Source organism: Streptosporangium vulgare, assembly GCF_042428775.1.
Lineage (GTDB): Bacteria > Actinomycetota > Actinomycetes > Streptosporangiales > Streptosporangiaceae > Streptosporangium > Streptosporangium vulgare.
The window spans coordinates 1-18,592 of the sequence record NZ_JBHMBS010000037.1; the positions used below are offsets into that span (position 1 = coordinate 1).

Sequence of the window (18,592 nt, forward strand, 5' to 3'; positions counted from 1 at the left end):
CGGCCCGGCTTTTTGCGTCCGCACCACACCGCAGCCATTCACGATGGCCAACAGCAGCACGGCGACAAGGGCAATCAAGATCTTCATGCCTCAACACTCGGACACGGCGAACCAGGACACAAGTCACGCCGGTGGCAGCGAGGCGATCTGGTCGTGTTCGCCACTTGGGGGTCGAGGAACATCGGACCGGAAATTGGCGCTTGTAGGCTCCGTGATGGCCCGCCACGGATAACAGTCTGTTATCCGTACCAATGGTGAAGATGGCCTGCGGCTTCGCACGTCTGTCTTCACCCGAAGCAGCCCCGTTATCTGCGGCAACGCCCTTACCGCCAGTTTCCGTGCGGATGTTCCTCAACCCCCGTACACGCCCCATACGGCCTCGTACGGGAGCCTGGCCAGTCCGTACACCCGCAAGCTCCGTACGGCTCAGGGCTTGCCCTCGCGTGCACACGGGCGCCTATGGCTCGCCGAGGGGCCCGCTCCCGTGGAGGAGTTCCACAGGAGGAGTAGCGCGCCAGCCCCGCTCAGGAACAGTGGTGCGCCTTGGGGGGACGTTCCGGGGCGCTCCTCACCGGTTGCCGGCCTTGTCAGGGAGTTCTTCGGGGAGCCGGTCGCGAACGGCACGCACGATCGCGCTTCTCACCGCTTGCGCGGTGCGGCCGGCGAGCGGGACGGGGCTGCCGGTCATCGTGTACCACTCCTCGGCGCCGGTGTACTGCACCCGCACCTGCGCCTGCGTCTGGTCGTTGGAGAGGGTGATGGCCACGGTGAGATCCCCGGTGATGACGCCGGCCTCGTCGGTCATCACCCCACCCGGCCCGGCAACCGCCTCACCCCGGTACTGCTTACCGGCCGCGTTGCTGATGGCCTTACCGCTCGCGTCGCTCATCGCTGCTCCGATCTGCCCGGCCCGCACCCTGCTTACCTGCAGGTGTCCAGCATCGTGGCCAGCGTTTTCTTCTCCGGGGCGGTGACGGTAAGCGCGTAGCACTTCTTGACCTGCACCCAGGCGCGGGCGTACACGCACCAATACGAGCGCTGGGGCGGCTGCCACTGATCCGGGCTCTGATCGCCCTTGGAGCGGTTGGAGGCGGCCGAGACCGCGATCAGCTGCGGGCGGGTCAGGTCGTTGGCCAGCGCGCGGCGCCGCTGAGTGCTCCAGGTGTTGGCGCCCGAGCGCCAGGCGTTGGCCAAGGGCACCATGTGGTCGATGTCCACGCTGGCGGCGCGGGTGTAGGTGCGGTTGTCATACAGCGACCGCCAACTCCCCGAGATCGCTTTGCACTCCTCATCGCGGGTGACGTTGCGGCCGTCGCGGGCCAGCACCACCTCCCGGGTGTCGCAGCCGGCGCCCTTGCGCGACTGGCTGATCCAGTGCGGGAACTTCGCGCGGCTGTAGCCGGCCATCGAGGCCCGGCGCTCGGGTCGGTGTCACCAGACGCAAAGTAGAGCGTCCGCGCTGGTCAGAGGACCCGGACGGCGGGTGGCCGCCGGAGCGGTTACGGCTGTGGACAACCGGGGCGGGGCAGTGGCCGAATCACGGCGTTCAGGCGTCCTAGGGCGCTGACCTGGACGGATGTGATTCAGAAGACCGGACAGAGTTAACGTTCTGTCCGGTCAGACCTCACGCTGAGCTACTTTTCCCCTGGTGACACCGACCCGAGCGTCGGGCCTTTCTCGGAAGTGCCGAGCTGGGGTTTCAAACCGGAATCACGTGTGTTCTCGAAAGTCGGTAGTGTCTCCCCTTCCGAGAACACGATCTTCTTGGAACCTCGGTGACCTGCACTGATCAGCTCAATTGGGGCTGGGGCCACGTTCGGGAGGAGGGCGCCGGTTTCTTACCGCCGGGGCTCGTCGTAGGGAGCGACGGTCCTGATGGGAATGGCGGGCGTTCACCGACGGTCAGCGACGCATGGTCCCAATGCTTGTCAAGACGCTGATGATATTGCCGAACCGCCCTGTTATGGCCGCCTTGAGCGATCTTGTCACGCTCCAACGCTGAGCGATTGGATCTAGAGGTGATTTTCTGCGGTGCGTCACAGGCGGATTTCGGATACGCGACCCATGTCGCCGCCTGTCCTGCCCGGCCCGGTCCTCTTGCCGCGGGCGGGCCATCGGCCCGCGCCGTCCTCCAAGAAAAGGAGTCGTGACCATGACCATGCTGACCTACACCCTCATCACCGACCCGGCGCCCCTGGAAGCGTCAGCGGCCAATCGATCCCCGTCCACGGGAACGGTGTACCTAGGTCGTGTTTTCGAAGTGCTTAGAGCCAGAGGAGAATCGCGGCGATGGTGATGACGGCGGTGTATGAAGTGGCGGTCTTGTCGTAGCGGGTGGCCAAAGTGCGGGACTGTTTGAGCTGGTTGAAGCAGCGTTCGACAACGTTTCGGCGCTTGTAGAGGTCGCGGTCGAAGGCTGGTCGGCGACCGCCTTTGCTACCGCGGTTGGCTCGGTTGGCGATCTGGTCGCTCCGCTCGGGAATGGTGTGGCTGATCCCGCGTCGCCGCAGGTAGGTGCGGATGGCGCGGGAGCTGTAGCCCTTGTCGGCCACCACATGGTCGGGGCGGGTGCGGGGGCGTCCCAGGCCCAGGCGGGGAACGCGGATGGATTGCAAGACCTGCTCCAGGCGAGTGCAGTCGTTGACGTTGCCGCCGGTGATGACGAACGACAGCGGTCGTCCGTGTCCGTCGCAGGCCAGATGGATTTTGGTGGTCAGTCCGCCACGGGATCGGCCGAGGGCGTGATCTGCCGGCTCGTCTGGGGCTGGTCCCCCTTTTTGGCCCCGGCGGCGTGCTGGTGGGCACGCACGACGGTCGAATCGACCGCGACCAGCCAATCAATGTCGGCTCGGGCATCAGCGTCAGCTTGAAGGGCTTGCAGCATGTGGGTGAAGGTGCCGTCCAAGGCCCAGCGGCGAAAGCGGGTGTAGATGCTCTGCCAGGACCCGTACCTGGCCGGGACATCCCGCCAGGCCGCCCCGGAACGGATCTTCCACACGATGCCGTTGAGCACGCGGCGGTCGTCGTCCCGTGGACGGCCCATCAGCCCAGATGGGAGAAACGGCTGCAGCTTCTCCCATTCCTCATCGGTTAGTTCATACCGGCGAATCACGCTGAGCATGATCGCAAAACAAGATCACATTGAAGACACGGCCTAGTCATCACCAACACCGGGCAGCAGGTGGCGTACTGGTCCACGATCACGGTGGAGGTGCCCGTCGGCAACGGCGCCGGCGACCTCACCTCGGACTTCAACAAGATCAAGCCCAAGGGCGAGCACGGCACCCGGTCGGGCACCCGGTCGTCGGTGAACGTCCAGCCGGGACCACAGGGCTCCAACGCCTTCCAGGCCACCGCCCCTGGCGGCAGAACCCCTTTCGCCCCCGGCGACTACATGGTGCTGACGCTGGAGAACGTCACCGTCGCCCCCACCGCCGGGCTAGCCGTGCTGACGGTGACCGAGAACACCAGCAGAACCAAAACCGCCCGCCTGAGCACCAGCTTCGCGGCGGTAGCGCTGGTGAAGACCGCACCAAAGGAGCTCCCGGCGCCGCGCGACTTCCATCCGGACAAGGCCATGGTGGACGCCGGTGAAAAGCTCACACTGCGCTGGGAGCAGTCCGCCGGCTTCCGCTACGAGATCACGTACCCGGGCGCGCCGCAGCCCGTCCCCGTCTCCCGGGGCAGCTGGTCACCGCCCGACGCTCCGAAGCGGGCTACCACCTACATCCTCATCGCCACCAACCCCAACACTCAGCAGCAGCACTTCCTCACCACGACCGTTCAGGTGCGCAATCCCGTCCTGGACACCCTCACCGCCACCACCGGCATCGACACCCCGTGGGTAGGAGGACCGAACAGCGGCGACGGAGCCGTCGCCTTCTCCCCGGGCGGGGCGACCGTACGGCGCGCGCGCGGCTCCAATGACCTGGGCACCTTGCACGCCGGCGAGGCCACCGTCAGCGGCGTGGCCACCGGGGGGGTCATCGCCGACAGAATCACAGTCAACCAGGTGAATACCGAACGGGTCCAAGGGAAGGCGAACACCGGAGGCCTCACCTTCAACACCTACGGGGTGGAGGTCTCCACCAACTCCGGCAGCCAGGGAACGGTCCTGGCCGACAGCATCGCAGTTAACCGGGTGAACGCCGCACGGGTCCAGGGGAAAAGCACCACCGACGGATGGATCAGCTTTCCTGAATCTGGCATACAGGTAAGCCATGGCGCGTACAACGACCCCCCCCGAATCGGCGCCGTGTACGCCGAGGCGGGCATATATCGGAGCCAATCCTTCACCAAAGGGGAGACGAATGCGTGGCTCACCCTGTCAGATGGCGGAGGGGTATCCCTGGAACAAAGGCATGAGGACGGGACGACGACCTACGGGGTCCTGAGGGTGTCCAGGATAGAAACCGATGCTGCCCGCTGGTGAGCGGATGATCGGCAGCCTGCTGCTTTAGGGTGGGCTGCATGACGGACGCCTCCGACCTGTATGAGGCGCTCGCCGCTGCGGCGCGGTCGGCGTACGCGGACTCCAACCTGCGGGTGCGCTCCAGCGGCATCGTGCACGCGGTCGTGATGACCCGGTGGCTCGGCGGGGAACGGATGCCCGGCCCGGCCTGCATGGTCGGCGTCAGCGGCTGGGACCCGGGCGCCACCCACCCGGACCGGGGACCGGTCACCTGCCCGCGCTGCCTGAAACTGGTGACCCCCGAGGAGCCCGAACCCAGCCAGGGCAAGCAACTGGAGCTGTTCGGGATCTGACCTAGACCCGGCGGTATTTTCTTGTCACACGCATACACGCATCTCTGCGGTGTACAGTCGGCGGCCGCGTCGGCCGCTTCCTACGTATCGCTCAAGAACGGATCCACTCGGCTGTCTCTGTACTTCACGCTTGTCATCTGCGCAGTCGCTGCGGTGGGGTTCATGATTGCGGCGATCGTGGCCTTTGTGAACGGCGACGATCGGTAGAGGCGCCCGTCCGGGATGGCGCTGACTTCCGATGGCCTGGCCAGGGGAACGGCAGATCATCGCCGATTTCCTACTCCGGCGGAGAGTGCGACCCTGCGGTCTCTGCGTAGAGGTAGAGGGCGCTGGCGGGCTCTCGGACGTCGCGCGCCACCGCGAGCAGGTACGCCACTAGGCGTTTTCGGGCCAGGACCGAGACCTTTCCCTGCGCGTCAACGACCCGTTGACACGCACCTCCGCCTCGTCGTTCCGCAACTCCATGGATAACTCTGATTATCCGGGAAGGCGAGCGGGTGGCCCCTTCCCTGCACACCAAGACGAGCGCCCGGCAGAGCTTGAGGGCGCGCGGTGAGCATTGGTGGTTACGTATTTGGCCGATCACCTTTCGTGGCCCTTTGGCAGGGTTGATGATGGCGTGTATGAGGAGAGGTGCGCTGGTGTGGGCGGGCGGGATCCTGATCGCGGTGGCCGCGGGGTTGGGCGGTTATGTGGCCGGGGTCGGGTTGGAGGAGGGGGATCGGCTGGCCAGTGTGATCGCCGCGATCACCGGCCTGGCTGGGCTCGGCGTGGCCCTGTACGGCCTGAAACAACCCTCCCCGGGTTCCGCACCGGCCGAAACGACTCCTGACGCCCCGGTCGTGACCAGCCCAGCGGCACAGTCAACGGCGGGAGCGGGAGCATCATCGCCCTCGCCCTCCCCGAACTCGTCATCGCAGCCTGGGGCGGGGCGTTCCTATGGCGGGGATCATGTGGAGATCCACGGCACCTTCCACGGCCCGGTCCAGGGCAAGGGCGTCCAGCACAACCACCCGCCTTCGCCTCGGCCCTCATCCGCACCTGCGCCGCCGTCTTCGTCGTCATAGCCGTGAGTAGCAACCCCCGCGGCGGCTACAGCGGTGATCACGTTGAGCTGCACGGTGCTTTCCATGACAAGGTGTTCGGGAAGGTCGACGCCTACATCGAGCACTACCACCCCCCGGCCGACCACCAGGAGCGGCCACAGATCGTCGAGGGTGACATTCCCCGCCAACCGCCTGGGTTTCAGCCCCGTGCGGAGTTGGTGAAATATCTGGCCGAGCAGGTGGCGGCGCGGGGGGCGGCGGTGGTGTGCGCACTGACCGGCACCCCCGGGGTGGGCAAGAGCGTGCTGGCCGCCTCCTACGCCTGGGCGTGTCAAGCGGCGCGGTGGCCAGTGGTGGCCTGGATCGCGGCCGAAAGCCAGGAGCAGATCCTCACCGGCCTGGCCGCCCTCGCTGAACGGTTGGGGGTGCGGGGCGCCGACGATGACGCACACACCGCGGCAAGCCGGGCAAAGAATTGGCTGGCGGCCGCCGATCAGCGGTGCCTGGTGGTGTTCGACAACGCCGCCGACCCTGAGCTGGTGCGGCGCTGGTGCCCGGCCACCGGCGCGGCGCGGGTGGTCATCACTTCTCGCAACGCCGCCTTCAGCCGCATCTACGCGCCGGTGGAGGTCGCCGCTTTCACTCCCGCCGAGGCTCGGCGCCTGCTGGCCGAGCGCACCGGCCGGACCGGCGAAGCCGACCAGGGTGATGCTGATCGGGTCGCCGATGAGCTGGGTCGGTTGCCGCTGGCGGTGTCTCAGGCCGCGGCCGTCATCGCCCAGCGCCGCATCCCCTACGCCGACTACCTGCGCCTGCTCCAAGACTTCCCACTGGCCGACTACCTGCCGGCCCAAGCTGGGGAGGGGTATCCGGCCGGGGCCGCGCAAGCGATGCTCCTGGCAGTGCACCAGGCCGAGACCACCATCGAGGAGGCTGGCTCTTTGTTGGGAGTGCTGGCAGTGCTTTCCCCCGCGGGTATCCCCCGCTACCTGCTGTATCCCAATCCCACCCCCGCTCCGGACACCGATTCGCAGGCTGATCTCGCCGGCCGGGCGCGGGTGGATGGAGTGCTGGCCGAGCTGGCCGACACCTCACTGATCACCTTCACCGCTGATGGTTCAACGATCGTGATGCACCGCCTGGTCCAGCGAGTCCTATGCGAACGCGCTCACCACGACGACCAGTTCAGCGCCCTCATCGACCATGCCACCACCGTGCTGGCCGCGCTCAACGACACGATCCCGGACGAAGAGGCGACCTGGAGCGCCCGTAGCGCTGTCGAGACACTCCACGAACAGACCACCGCCCTGCACACCCACGCCCCACACTCCGCTGAACTGCTCACTTTGCGCTCCTGGTGCGGCACCTATCTGTATCACCTGGCTGATCTGCCCCGCGCAATCGAGGTGCTCACCCACGTCCTCACCGACCACGAGAAGGTGCTGGGCGCCGATCACCCCGACACCCTACTCAGCCGCAGCAACCTCGCCGGCGCCTATGGGTCGGCGGGTCGGGTGGCGGAGGCGATCACCATGTACAAAGCGACGCTGGCTGAACAGGAGCGGGTGTTGGGCGCCGACCACCCCGACACCTTGGCCAGCCGCAGCAACCTTGCCAGCACCTATTGGTTGGCGGGTCGGGTGGCGGAGGCGATCACCATGCATGAGGCGACGCTGGCCGAGCGCGAGAGGGTGTTGGGCGCCGACCACCCCGACACCTTGGCCAGCCGCAACGACCTCGCCGGCGCTTATGGGTTGGCGGGTCGGGTGGCGGAGGCGATCACCATGTACGAAGCGACGCTGGCCGAGCGCGAGAGGGTGCTGGGCGCCGACCACCCCCACACCCTGACCAGCCGCAGCAACCTCGCCAACGCCTATGGGTCGGCGGGTCGGGTGGCGGAGGCGATCACCATGTACGAAGCGACGCTGGCTGAACAGGAGCGGGTGTTGGGCGCCGACCACCCCGACACCTTGGCCAGCCGCAGCAACCTCGCCGGCGCTTATGGGTCGGCGGGTCGGGTGGCGGAGGCGATCACCATGCATGAGGCGACGCTGGCTGAACAGGAGCGGGTGTTGGGCGCCGACCACCCCGACACCTTGGCCAGCCGCAGCAACCTCGCCGGCGCTTATGGGTCGGTGGGCCGGGTGGCGGAGGCGATCACCATGCATGAGGCGACGCTGGCCGAGCGCGAGAGGGTGTTGGGCGCCGACCACCCCGACACCTTGGCCAGCCGCAACGACCTCGCCGGCGCTTATGGGTCGGTGGGTCGGGTGGCGGAGGCGATCACCATGCATGAGGCGACGCTGGCCGAGCGCGAGAGGGTGTTGGGCGCCGACCACCCCCACACCCTGACCAGCCGCAGCAACCTCGCCAACGCCTATGGGTCGGTGGGTCGGGTGGCGGAGGCGATCACCATGTACGAAGCGACGCTGGCCGACTGCGAGAGGGTGCTGGGCGCCGACCATCCGAGGACCCGGACAGTACGAGACAACTATGCAGTGGCTCGTACGGCCAAGAGCTCGCGCTCCTCGTAGTGGCGGCGCCTGTTCGGCATCTAGCGGCGTGAGCACTGATCGACCTACCCAAGTGAATCACGGACGAGCAGAAGTGATCATCCGTTCACTATTGTGTCAACGCCCCGTTGACGCGGGTGGTGAGTCGGTCGGCGCGTTGGGCGGCGCCCTGGCGAGTGGTGCCCAACGCGCGGCCGATCTGAGCCCACGCCGTGCCCTCAGCTCGCAGCCCGGTGATCAGCGCCAGTTCGGCATGGTCGTGATGGGCGAGCAGCGCCTCCAGCTCAGCCCGCACCTGGGAGGCCAGGGTGAGGGCGGCGATCCGTGCGAGCGGCCCGGCCCCAGGATCGGCGGCCGCGGCGGCCAGCAGGGCGGGGGCTGGTGCGGTCTGCAGGTGCCGCTGCCAGGCGCGGATCTGCTCGGCCGTACCGAGCCCACCTCGGCCTCGACGGCCACCCCGGCGGCCCGCTCCAGCGCGGCGACCAACCGGCGAACCTGCGCCGAACGGCTCACGAGCTCTCCCCTTCGTCGAGCGGTCGGCTCCGCCGCCCGGCCCCCCTCCATCCCTCTATGTCAACGGCCCGTTGACGCGAGAGGTCTCCCGAGCGGGATCGCACCACCGCCACTCATGCGTCAACGACCCGTTGACAGGCGCCTGCGCCTCGCCGCCTCGTTACTCCCTGGATAAGAAGGAGGGGGTCCGGCGAGTGACCACGAGCGCCGACAGCAAGATCAACAACGGTGGCGACGGGGAGACCGGCAACCAGGTTGACGATCGCGATGGCGAGCAGGGCGGCGGCCCGGTCGACAATCGCATTGTCGATCGAGGTGTCTCCGGGGCGGGCAATGTGGTGGTGCTCCGGCCCGGTCGTGAGGCGGGGTCGGTGGCGGTCGCCGCAGAGACGGCACTCGCCGCGTTCGGCACGCATCTCGATCGGTGCGCGCTCGCGAAGAACACGGTGACCGCCTACCGGCGCCAAGCGCTGGCCTACCGGGAGTGGTTGCTCGCCCGGGCGGCTGAGCACGCGGACGCGTTCGTCGACCTGGTCGGCGCGAGGCCGCCGTCACTGCCTGGCGCCGGCACCTGCTCGCCGCGGGGGCGTCGCCGGCGACGGTGAACCAGGCGCTGGCCGCGGTGACGTTGCTGTATGAACACGGGCCCGCCCTGCGCCTGGCGGTCAAGCGCGCCCGGGTTCCTAAGCCCGGTGCCCCGGATGCGTTGTCGCGGGCGCAGGAGAACGTGGTCCACCGCGCCGCCGACCGCCGCGGCCCCCGCGACGCAGCCCTCATCGCCGTCCTGCTCGGCGCCGGCGCCCGCGCCGAGGAATGCCAACGCCTGCGCGTCACCGACATGTCGATCACCGCGCGCAGCGGCACCGCCCGCTTGCACGGCAAAGGGGATGAGGTGCGCACCGTCCCGCTGCCGGTCCCGGCTCGCGAACGCTTGACCGCGTGGTTGCAGATGCGCGCCGAGCTGCTGGCGGCGCGGCCCGCGCTGGCGGAGCAGGTCGGGGATGGGCTGTGGACCGGACAGCGCGGACGGCTGTCGGTCGACGGCGTCACCGACGTGGTCCGCGCCGTCGGCAAAGACGCCCGCTTACCTGGTTTGCGCCCGCACCGACTGCGCCACACCTACGCCACCCGGCTCCGCGAAGCCGACGCCGACCACGCCCAGATCCAAGCCCTCCTCGGGCACATCTCCATCGAGACCACTGCCCGATACTTCCGCGCCTCGGCCACCGAGGTCGCCGACCTGGTCGACCGCGCCCTGGACTACTGACGGCGAGACGGTACGAACGGCCGTGTTGAGCTCGTGGTCGTTGCAAGGGCTATGGGAGCCCTGTAATCGCCTCCGTTGGCTGATCGTCTATGCGAATCCCGCTTGCTCCTTCCAATACGCCAGGTTGTTGCGGGTGGTCAGGGTGTCAGGGTGGTCGGGGCCCAGCACCCGCAGGCAGTCGGCGAGAAGGTCGTCGAGTGCGGTGGCAGCGCTCATCGCATCGCCTGCCGCCCCCCGCCAGTGCGCCAGGTTGTTGCGGCTGATCAGGGTGTCGGGGTGGTCGGGGCCCAGCACCCGCAGGCGATCGGCGAGAAGGTCGTTGAACGCGGCGGCCGCACCCGCCCGATCCCCGGCCTGCCCCCGCCAGTCCGCCAGGTTGTTGCGGGCGGTCAGGGTGTCGGGGTGGTCGGGGCCCAGCACCCGCAGGTAGTCGGTGAGGAGGTCCTCGAACGCGGCGGCCGCACCCGCCGCATCACCGGCCAGCCCTCGTGAGCTCGCCAGATTGTTACGGGTCATCAGGGTGTCGGGGTGGTCGGGACCCGACACCCGCAGGCGATGGGTGAGGAGGTCCTCGAACGCGGCGGCCGCACCCGCCGCGTCACCGGCCAGCCCCCGCCAGGTCGCCAGATTGTTCCGAGCGGTCAAGGTGTTGGGGTGGTCGGGATCCAGAACCCGCAGGTAGTCGGTGAGGAGGTCTTCGAACGCGGCGGCCGCACCCGCCGCGTCACCGGCCAGCCCCCGCCAGTACGCCAGGTTGTTGCCGACGGCCAGGGTCTTGGGATGGTCGGGACCCAGCATCCGCACATAGTCGGTGAGGAGGTCCTCGAACGCGGCGGCCGCACCCGCCGCGTTGCCTGCCACCCCCCGCCAGTACGCCAGGTTGTTGCGGGTCATTAGGGTGTCGGGGTGGTCGGGCCCCAGCAACCGCAGGCGATCGGTGAGAAGGTCCTCGAATGCCGCGGCCGCACCTGCCACATCACCGGCCGTCCCTCGACAGCTCGCCAGGTTGTGTCGCGTGATCAGGGTGTCGGAGTGGTCGGCACCAAGCACTTCCAAGCGATTGGCGAGGAGGTCCTTGAACGCCGCGGCCGCACCCGCCGCATCACCTGCCGCCCCCCGCCAGTGCGCCAGGTTGTTGCGGTTGGTCAAGGTGTCGGGGTGGTCGGGGCCCAACACCCGCAAGCGATCGGTGAGAAGATCGTTGAACGCGGCCGCCGCACCCGTCGCATCACCGGCCAGCCCTCGCCAGTGCGCCAGGTTGTTGCGGGTGATCAGGGTGGCGAGGTGGTCGGGGCCGAGAAGCCGGGTCATGGTGGCATGCAGCCGGGTGTATTCGGTGACGGCCGCGTGAACCTGTCCGCTGTCGCCGAGGCTGGTCGCGGCGCGGAGCAGGATCGGGTGGGCCATGTCGTTCCATTCCCACAGGGCGGTTCCGGTGAGGGTGTGCAAGGTGGCGGTGTTCGCGCGCAGAACGGGGCCGGCCTGATCGCGTTCGGCGTCCGGCCAGACCTCCAGCAAGGCATCGGCGGCGACATGCGCGACGGCGGTCGACTCGGCGCGGGAGAGGGTCTCGCGGGTGGCGCGCTGGATGAGCCGGTGGATCCGTACCTCTTGAGAGGATGCGGTGGGGTCGTGGTCGATGAGGCTGAAGCGGTGCAACACCCGCAGCCCGTCGCGGGCGTCGGCAGCCGACACCTCCCTCGTGGCCCGGGGACGTTGTTCGGCGGCCAGGTGGGCCAGCACCGGGGTGCTGGTCAGGGCGGCCTGCGGGATGCCGTGCGGATCCAGCACCGCTGCCACCTGCAGCAGGGGCCGGGCCAGTCCGGCGGGCCGGGCACGTTCGGCGCGGTCGATCGACAACGACCAGGCCGCGGCCACGATCGCGGGGTGGTCATCGGGCAGAGCACCTTCCTCGGGCACCACCTCGGCCAGCCTGCGGCGCCGATCGGCCAGCCGCTCCCGGTAGCCGGCGCAGTCCAGGTGCGCGTCGATCAGGTAGGCGGCCGCCTGCGCCAGCGCCAGCGGCAGATATCCCAGGTCAGCGGTCAGCGCGTCGATCTCGGCGTCGCTGTCGACGCGGTCGTGAACGGCGAGCTTGGCGCTCAGGTAGGCGCGTGCCTCTGCCTTGGTGAACACCCCCACATCCACCACCCGGCGACTTTGACCGGCCAGGGCCGCGTCCCGGCGTCGGGTGGTGACCACCACGCGCCCAACTGCGCCCGAGGGCCACAGCTCCCGCACGTCGGCGGGGTCCTGCACATCGTCGAGCACCACCAGCCACGCCGTCGGCGTGGTCTGGGCCCAGGTGAGAAACCGCCTGGCGGCCTGTTCGACGTCGCCGGGGTCAGTGGGCAGGCCGAGCTCAGTGGCGGCCTGGGCATAGGCGGCCAGGATCTGCGAGCGGGAAGTCGCGCTCACCCACACCAGTACACCCACCTCCCGCTGCTCCCACGTCCGGCGGGCGTAGGCGGCGGCGAGCTGGGTTTTGCCGATCCCGCCCATCCCGGCCAGCACTTGTGAGACCACCACCGTCTCGCCGTCTTGAGCGGCCTCGGTGAGCCGGTCGGCGATCTGGCGGGTCTGGAAGCAGTCCGCGGCCCGGGGCACCACCCCAACCCAGTACCGCACCGGCTCGCTCTCCACTTTCTGCGAGGTGGGGGCCGGCGGGTGAGGAGTGAGGGGACGTCCACCACGCCCCCTCCCCTGCCGGCGCTCGGCCCGCGCCCGCTGACGGAGCTCCTCCCACCACACGGCAGGCGGCACACCATAGGCGGGAGACTTCTGCCGGGCGCGGCCACGCAGGAAGACGATCAACCAGTCGGCGACCTTCCGGTCCGACGGGACGTTACGGCCGTTGCGCCAATCACTCCACGACGCAAGCGACACCTTCAACGGCGGCAACTGCGCGGCCGCATTCCGCTGGATCATCGCCCCGTCCGGCGCACCGGCCGCCGCGTGCAACGCCCGGAGCGCGGCGGCGTACCTGCCGGTCGCATCCACCGCGCCCGCAGCCCCTGCCGCGTTCGTCGAGTCGCTGGAGCCGCTCACCTTGCTACCTCTCACGCATCCGGATCCGGATCGAAACCGTCCGGAAAAGCCACCCATCACCCCATTCCCCGAGGTCTCCTACCCTGCCTGCCCCACCGGGCCGATGCGAGCGGATCCGGAAAACCCTCCGAAGCGGCTTCATGAGGGCACCGCCCCGGGCGAGCAGCGCACCGGGGCCCGCGGTAAGGAGAACCGCTCATGATCGACCGCCCGTTTCTACGCCGCCTGGCCCGCGCCGCCCTGGCCGCCGCGGTGCGCAGCGCCGCCGCGGCCGCTGCCTCGGCACCCATCGCGCTGACCATCTGGTGGATCACCCACCGCTAACCCGCACCCCGCACCCCGCATCCCGTCCACCTCGCCCCCGGCTTTCGCGCCTAAAGCGGAGGCCGGGGCACACCCCGGGTAGCTGTTCGGCATCGTCGTGGGCGAGTTACTCGACGGTTAGCGTCTGTCGGTCCAGGTCGAGGTGGAGGGTGCCTCCTGCGTTCGCGCGAAGCTGTCGCCAGGCGGCGTATCCGGTCATGATCGCCTGTTCCCAGTCGGCGGCACGCAGGACGTTCACTTCGAGGTGGGAGGTCATGGTGGCGATGGTCTTGAGGAACTCGTGGTCGATGTGGCGTACGTTCTCGAAGTAGCCGTGGCGGGCGGCGTAGGAGAACACGAGCGCGGAGATGCCTTCTTCGATGGCGATGGCGATGGCGATGGCGCGGCCGCCGTCTTCGGCTTCGTCGATCCTGGGGTCGCTCTTGCGTTTCTACGCATCAGCCCGCATCCGTGATCTGGCCTAATGATTTCAAGCTTGCAAGCTTATGGACACACGCTCAGGCGTGAAGCGGCCTGTGTCTGGCGTCATCGGAGCTGGCAGTACGTCATCGAACTTGGCGGTGCACTTGGCAGTGCGCAATCGAGGTTGGCAGTACCGGCTCGAAGCTGACGTTAGTTCTGTTGCCTCCTGCTGCATAGTGGACGCACGTTTCGTCCTGATTTGAGTTCGGCTTTGCTTGCCCGCAGCGAAGCCTGCAGGTGAAGCTAGGGCGAGCGGTTGCGTGGTTTCGAACTCTGCCCGGCTGGTCACGAAGGCCTTCGTCGGAGGCCGCATACCGGCTGGCCGACGAACTCGGTGCGAACACTGAAGGCCGTGCTCTGCGCCAGAGATCGCCGAACTGCTGCACCGCATCGATGCGGCGAGGGCCGCGATCAAGGCCGTTGGCAAAGACGGCGACGAACGGCTACAGTCGCCCCTTGGTCATGCGAGGCCGGCGTTCCTTGCTCGAGTGATGGCCTCGGCGCGATCGGCGACACCGAGTTTGGTGTAGATGGCGGAAAGGTGGTTGCTGATCGTTTTGGTGTTGAGTCGTAGGCGGTCGGCTATGGCGTGGTTGCCCAGTCCTTGGGCGATGAGGGCGAGGACTTCGCGCTCGCGCGGGGTGAGCTGGGCGAAGGACTCGGCGTGCTGTTCCGGGGCGGCGCTGAGGAACGCCAGTATCCGGCGGGCGACGCCGGAACCGAAGACCGCCTCGCCACCGGCGGCGGCGCGGATCGCGTGGACGATTTGATCGGGAGCCGCGCCTTTGAGGATGTAACCGCGCGCTCCGGCGCGAATCGCGGCGAACAGGGAGTCGTCGTCTTGGAACATGGTGAGCATGACGACAGCGGTCTGAGGTGCGACCCGGCTGATCTCTCTGGCCGCCTCGATGCCGGTGAGGTCGGGCATCTGGATGTCCAAGATCAGGACGTCCGGGTTGTGGGTGACGGCGCCGCGGATGGCTTCCCGGCCGGTGGCTGCGGTGGCGACGGGTGTGATTCCCGGCACCGAGCGCAGCAGTGCGCACAGGCCGTCGCGGACAACCGGGTGATCGTCCGCGACCAGGACACGGATGGTGGAGTCGTCGCTCATCGCGCTTCTTTCGTCGCTGTGGCCTGGCGGTCGTTGGTCATGGGCAACCGGGCGAACACAAGTCCCCCCTGCTGGTCGGGGCCGGCCGTGCAGGTGCCGCCGAACTCGGCGGCGCGTTCCCGGATGGATCGCAACCCGGTTCCCTCGGCCCAGGGAATCGCCGAGGGCGTGTCGTTGTCATGGATCTGGATGGTCAGCACCTCGTCCGGTACGACATCGATGATGACGTCGACCCTGGTGGCGAGGGTGTGTCGCGCCGCGTTGGTGATCGCCTCGAGGCCGATGCGGTATGCGGCGATCTCGACCGGCGCGGGTATAGACGCCAGCGAGGGAGGACCGGCGACCGTGACCTGCAGCGGAGGACCGCCGGGGCGTCCGGTCAGATGCATGGCATGTTGGCGCAGCGCGTCGACCAGGCCCAGACTGTCCAGTTCCGAGGGCCGGAGTTCGTCGATCAAGTGACGGATGTGATCGATGGCGGCCATGGACTGTTCACGGATGTTCGTGAGCAGCGCGACGACAGCCGCGTCGGCGGGATCATGCATGTTCCGCACCGCCTCGGCCTGGAAGTAGATGCCGGTGAGCGTGGGGCCCAGCCCGTCGTGCAGGTCACGGCGCAGGCGCCGACGTTCCTCCTCCCGTGCTGCCACGATGCGCCCCTGGGCGCGGCGCAGGTCGGCCGAAAGGGTTGTGGCGTGGACGGCCAGCGCGAGCGGCCCGGCCAGCACGCGAAGCACCGCCAGGTCCGCGGGTGTGAGGCGGTGTTCACCGGCGCGGAGCCCAATCACCAGCGTGCCGATGTCGATGCCGTTGTAGTGCAGCGGCACCCCGTGTTTCCCCGGCCCGCAGGCCGCCTCGGCGCCTTCGAGCGCCACATACGGCAGACGTAACGCCTCGGCCATCACCTGGAGCACGCCGGGCAACCCGGCGCCCGCGTCCGCCGTCAGCCGGTCACCCACGCGCGAAACCGCACGCAACGGGTCGGATCTGTCGCCGTACAACGCCATGTCGACTATGCGTTGCAACCGGACCCGCACCGGATTGAACAGGACGGCGATGACCCCGGTGGCCAGCAGTGAGCTACCGAGCCCCACCTGCTGCCGGGCCACGTGGTCAAGCAGGGTCACCAGGGCAACGTAGACGCCCACCACTCCTGAGGTCAGCAGGCCGTACACCAACGTCCGGGACACCACCAGCCGGATGTCCAGCAGGCGATAGCGCAAGATCGCCACCGTGACCGAGATCGGGACCAGGTTGATCGCCAGCAGCGCCAGGATCGGTCCGCTACGTGTCAACACGAACGGTGCGATCACCACGGTCGACAAGACGGCCGCCAGTACCAGCCAGAGCAACTGCCGGCGCACCACCTCGTCGCCTCGGCGGTAGCGGGCCACCAGGGCAGCCGCGGCCAGAAGGTTGACCGAGAGGGCCCCCAGGTCGGCCACCAGCCATAACCCCTTCAGGTCCGCGAAAGAGTTCAGACTCAGAAAGCCCGGCGGCGCGCCGGGGATCCAAAATCCGGCCGGATCCAACCCTCCCTTGAGCGTGAACAAAGGCGCCACGATCAACGCGGTGGCCAGCGCGAACCGCCAGCCGCGACCGGGCGTACGCCCATCGGGGAACAGGATCAGAGCCACTGGGACACAGGCCGTAACCGTCCATGGCCAGGCGTACACCCCGACTGCGGTGAGGGTCCGGATCAGCGGAACCGGCCATGCCTCGGACATGCCCAGCACGATCAACGGCGGCATCATCGCGGCCGTGGTGTGTCCGATCGCGGCCGCCAAGAACAGCCAGCCGATGGGGTTGGCGGGCCGATGCCACCCCAGTAACCCGGCGCATCCCAGCAGCGCCGCTCCCGCCACCCCGTGGGTGATCACGAAGCTGTCGACGGCGATCCGCCACGTCATCGACGGTGCCCAGATCCAGGCCACCGCCAGCACAGCCAGCTCGGCGACGACCAGCGCGCACCCGACCGCGACGACCGTGCGGGACCTTGTCACCGCTCAATCATGCGATACCGAGTCAAGCCCGGCCTATCGATCTTCCCGGGCCGAACCGGGAAAACAGCCCGGATCGAGCCGGGACAGATCCAGCCCTGACGGGCATCTGGCCGCTGGAACATCGGAGTCTCAGCGGACCAGGAAGGACCGAGCCCTTGCGCTTCGTCGGAACCACTCGCTTCGCCTCGGCGGCCATCGTCGCGGGCTCGCTCCGGCACATCGCCTCCTGCGTGCGCGCCATCGCCGACCCAACCACACCCCGTTCCGCGGCGTTCGCCCACGCTAACAACCTCGGCTCCATCGCCCACATCCTCTGGCTGGCCGGGCTGCTCGCTCTCGCCGCGGCCTGGGCCGTCGACGGCGCGATCGCCCGCATCGGCTCCATCATCGCCACCGCCGCGCTGGTCACGCTCGTCACCGCCGAACTGATCATCGGCTTCTCGTACGACATCTCCGAGAACCTTTTCACCGTCTCGGTCCCTCTTAGCGGAATCGGCCTCACCTGCCTGGGCGCGGCCGTTCTGCGCGCCCGTACCGGCACGGTCTGGACCGGGCGCGCCACGCTGGCGACCGGCCTGTACGTCTTCGCCGTCATGGTGCCGGCCTTCGCCGTCTTTGGCGCACCCAACTACCCCGCCCTCATCGGCTGGGGCGTCACCTGGCTTCTGCTGGGTTCCGCGACCTGGACGAACCCGGCCGTGAACACAGCCACGAAAGCTCCGAACCACCACTACGAAAAGGAGACATCATGACAAACATCGGAAACGGTTTCGCGCGAGCGGCGTTCAGGGGATCGGGGATTCTGACGGCAACCGCGCTGTTACTGCTCCCCGCGCTCACGGCTCCCGCCTCGGCGACGGCCGTCCTCGCCGGGACCTGCAAGGAGGGCCCGGTCGGGGTGCTGACCTACACCGCCGAGCCCGGTATCGCCAACGATCTCGAAATCCACCAAAGCGGCAACCAGGTCCTCCTGGAGGACGCCGCCGGTCAGGTCGCGGGCTGCACCGCCGACGGGGACGCCGCCTGGGCCACGCTTGCCGGCCAAATCAGGGTCAACCTGGGCGACGAGGACGACGCTGTGGCCTTCTTCATCTCGGCTGGCCCGAAGGTGACCGTGCTCGGCGGCGACGGCGACGACGACCTGAGCGGCTCCAAGAGCACCGACGAGCTGAGCGGCGGCGCCGGTGAGGACACCGTCCGCGGCAACGACGGAAACGACAAGCTCAGCGGTGACGCGGGCGACGACGACGTGCGCGGCGGCGCGGGCGCCGACGTCGTCACCGGCGGCACCGGCGACGACGATCTGAGCGGCGGCGCCGGAGCCGACGAACTGAACGGCGGCGGCGGCGCCGACGAACTCCGCGGTGACGCCGACGCCGACGAGCTGAACGGTGGCGGCGGAGCCGACGAACTCGACGGCGGCGCCGGCACCGATGTCTGCAACGGCGGCCCTGGCACCGACACCACGGTCCGTTGTGAGTAACCTCCCTGTGCGATAGACGGGCGGCCCGCACCAGCGGGCCGCCCGCATCTTCTTTCCG

At 68.6% G+C, this 18,592-nt stretch carries 16 protein-coding genes and 1 pseudogene; 9 read left to right on the forward strand and 8 right to left on the reverse strand.

Translation table 11 applies throughout. The features are described 5' to 3' along the window. Positions 1-568: 568 nt before the first annotated feature. From ACFFRH_RS39830 to ACFFRH_RS39840, 3 genes are all read right to left on the reverse strand, one after another. Positions 569-889, reverse strand: coding sequence for a hypothetical protein (locus ACFFRH_RS39830; RefSeq protein WP_386162814.1), 321 nt, complete (start codon positions 887-889; stop codon positions 569-571). 32 nt (positions 890-921) lie between these two features. Continuing rightward, entirely contained in the window at positions 922-1,407 is a 486-nt protein-coding gene (locus tag ACFFRH_RS39835; RefSeq protein ID WP_386162817.1) for a GmrSD restriction endonuclease domain-containing protein, read from the reverse strand. 857 nt (positions 1,408-2,264) lie between these two features. Then, a protein-coding gene (locus ACFFRH_RS39840) for an IS5 family transposase (protein WP_386162953.1) occupies positions 2,265-3,109 on the reverse strand; the annotation gives its coding sequence in 2 pieces (ribosomal slippage) (positions 2,265-2,749 and positions 2,749-3,109; 846 coding nt in all). Between the two features lie 72 nt (positions 3,110-3,181). Here ACFFRH_RS39840 and ACFFRH_RS39845 point away from each other — a divergent pair. The 3 genes from ACFFRH_RS39845 to ACFFRH_RS39855 all read left to right on the forward strand — a co-directional run bounded on the left by ACFFRH_RS39845 (position 3,182) and on the right by ACFFRH_RS39855 (position 8,344). Continuing rightward, positions 3,182-4,432 (forward strand): hypothetical protein, encoded by a 1,251-nt coding sequence (locus ACFFRH_RS39845; protein WP_386162819.1) that lies wholly within the window; start codon positions 3,182-3,184, stop codon positions 4,430-4,432. Between the two features lie 38 nt (positions 4,433-4,470). Beyond that, a complete protein-coding gene (locus ACFFRH_RS39850; protein WP_386162822.1) occupies positions 4,471-4,764 on the forward strand; it encodes a hypothetical protein in 294 nt (97 codons plus the stop codon). Between the two features lie 1,069 nt (positions 4,765-5,833). Further along, a complete protein-coding gene (locus tag ACFFRH_RS39855; protein WP_386162825.1) occupies positions 5,834-8,344 on the forward strand; it encodes a tetratricopeptide repeat protein in 2,511 nt (836 codons plus the stop codon). A gap of 216 nt (positions 8,345-8,560) precedes the next feature. On the opposite strand, the gene ACFFRH_RS39860 is transcribed toward ACFFRH_RS39855, so the two are convergent. Next, positions 8,561-8,836 carry a hypothetical protein gene (locus ACFFRH_RS39860; protein WP_386162827.1) on the reverse strand — a complete coding sequence of 92 codons (276 nt, stop codon included), beginning with the start codon at positions 8,834-8,836 and terminating at the stop codon, positions 8,561-8,563. Between the two features lie 194 nt (positions 8,837-9,030). Between ACFFRH_RS39860 and ACFFRH_RS39865 the strand changes: the two genes are divergently transcribed. Continuing rightward, complete coding sequence (locus tag ACFFRH_RS39865) at positions 9,031-9,441, forward strand: hypothetical protein (RefSeq protein WP_386162830.1); 411 nt, start codon at positions 9,031-9,033, stop codon at positions 9,439-9,441. Beyond that, a complete protein-coding gene (locus tag ACFFRH_RS39870) occupies positions 9,438-10,103 on the forward strand; it encodes a tyrosine-type recombinase/integrase (RefSeq protein WP_386162832.1) in 666 nt (221 codons plus the stop codon). The genes ACFFRH_RS39865 and ACFFRH_RS39870 overlap by 4 nt, the downstream gene beginning before the upstream one ends. 87 nt (positions 10,104-10,190) lie before the next feature. Here ACFFRH_RS39870 and ACFFRH_RS39875 read toward each other — a convergent pair whose 3' ends face one another. Next, positions 10,191-12,731: a tetratricopeptide repeat protein gene (locus ACFFRH_RS39875; RefSeq protein WP_386162835.1), complete on the reverse strand. Its 2,541-nt coding sequence runs from the start codon at positions 12,729-12,731 to the stop codon at positions 10,191-10,193. Between the two features lie 226 nt (positions 12,732-12,957). On the opposite strand from ACFFRH_RS39875, the gene ACFFRH_RS39880 reads away from it, so the two are divergent. Both ACFFRH_RS39880 and ACFFRH_RS39885 read left to right on the forward strand, forming a co-directional pair. Then, positions 12,958-13,353 (forward strand): hypothetical protein, encoded by a 396-nt coding sequence (locus ACFFRH_RS39880; protein ID WP_386162838.1) that lies wholly within the window; start codon positions 12,958-12,960, stop codon positions 13,351-13,353. After that, complete coding sequence (locus ACFFRH_RS39885; protein WP_386162841.1) at positions 13,350-13,475, forward strand: hypothetical protein; 126 nt, start codon at positions 13,350-13,352, stop codon at positions 13,473-13,475. The genes ACFFRH_RS39880 and ACFFRH_RS39885 overlap by 4 nt, the downstream gene beginning before the upstream one ends. Before the next feature lie 106 nt (positions 13,476-13,581). Here the strand turns inward: ACFFRH_RS39885 and ACFFRH_RS39890 are convergent. The 3 genes and pseudogenes from ACFFRH_RS39890 to ACFFRH_RS39900 form a co-directional block, all read right to left on the reverse strand. Next, a pseudogene (locus tag ACFFRH_RS39890) lies at positions 13,582-13,893 on the reverse strand (MazG C-terminal domain-containing protein); the annotation flags it as partial. A gap of 504 nt (positions 13,894-14,397) precedes the next feature. Next, on the reverse strand, positions 14,398-15,048 hold the full coding sequence (locus tag ACFFRH_RS39895; RefSeq protein ID WP_386162844.1) for a response regulator transcription factor: 651 nt from the start codon (positions 15,046-15,048) through the stop codon (positions 14,398-14,400). Beyond that, a complete protein-coding gene (locus ACFFRH_RS39900) occupies positions 15,045-17,051 on the reverse strand; it encodes a sensor histidine kinase (RefSeq protein WP_386162846.1) in 2,007 nt (668 codons plus the stop codon). Before ACFFRH_RS39900 ends, ACFFRH_RS39895 begins: the two co-directional genes overlap by 4 nt. Before the next feature lie 155 nt (positions 17,052-17,206). On the opposite strand from ACFFRH_RS39900, the gene ACFFRH_RS39905 reads away from it, so the two are divergent. Together ACFFRH_RS39905 and ACFFRH_RS39910 are read left to right on the forward strand one after the other, a co-directional pair. Beyond that, positions 17,207-17,803, forward strand: coding sequence for a hypothetical protein (locus tag ACFFRH_RS39905; RefSeq protein WP_386162849.1), 597 nt, complete (start codon positions 17,207-17,209; stop codon positions 17,801-17,803). Further along, positions 17,800-18,534 (forward strand): calcium-binding protein, encoded by a 735-nt coding sequence (locus tag ACFFRH_RS39910; RefSeq protein WP_386162851.1) that lies wholly within the window; start codon positions 17,800-17,802, stop codon positions 18,532-18,534. Before ACFFRH_RS39905 ends, ACFFRH_RS39910 begins: the two co-directional genes overlap by 4 nt. The last annotated feature ends 58 nt before the right edge of the window (positions 18,535-18,592 follow it).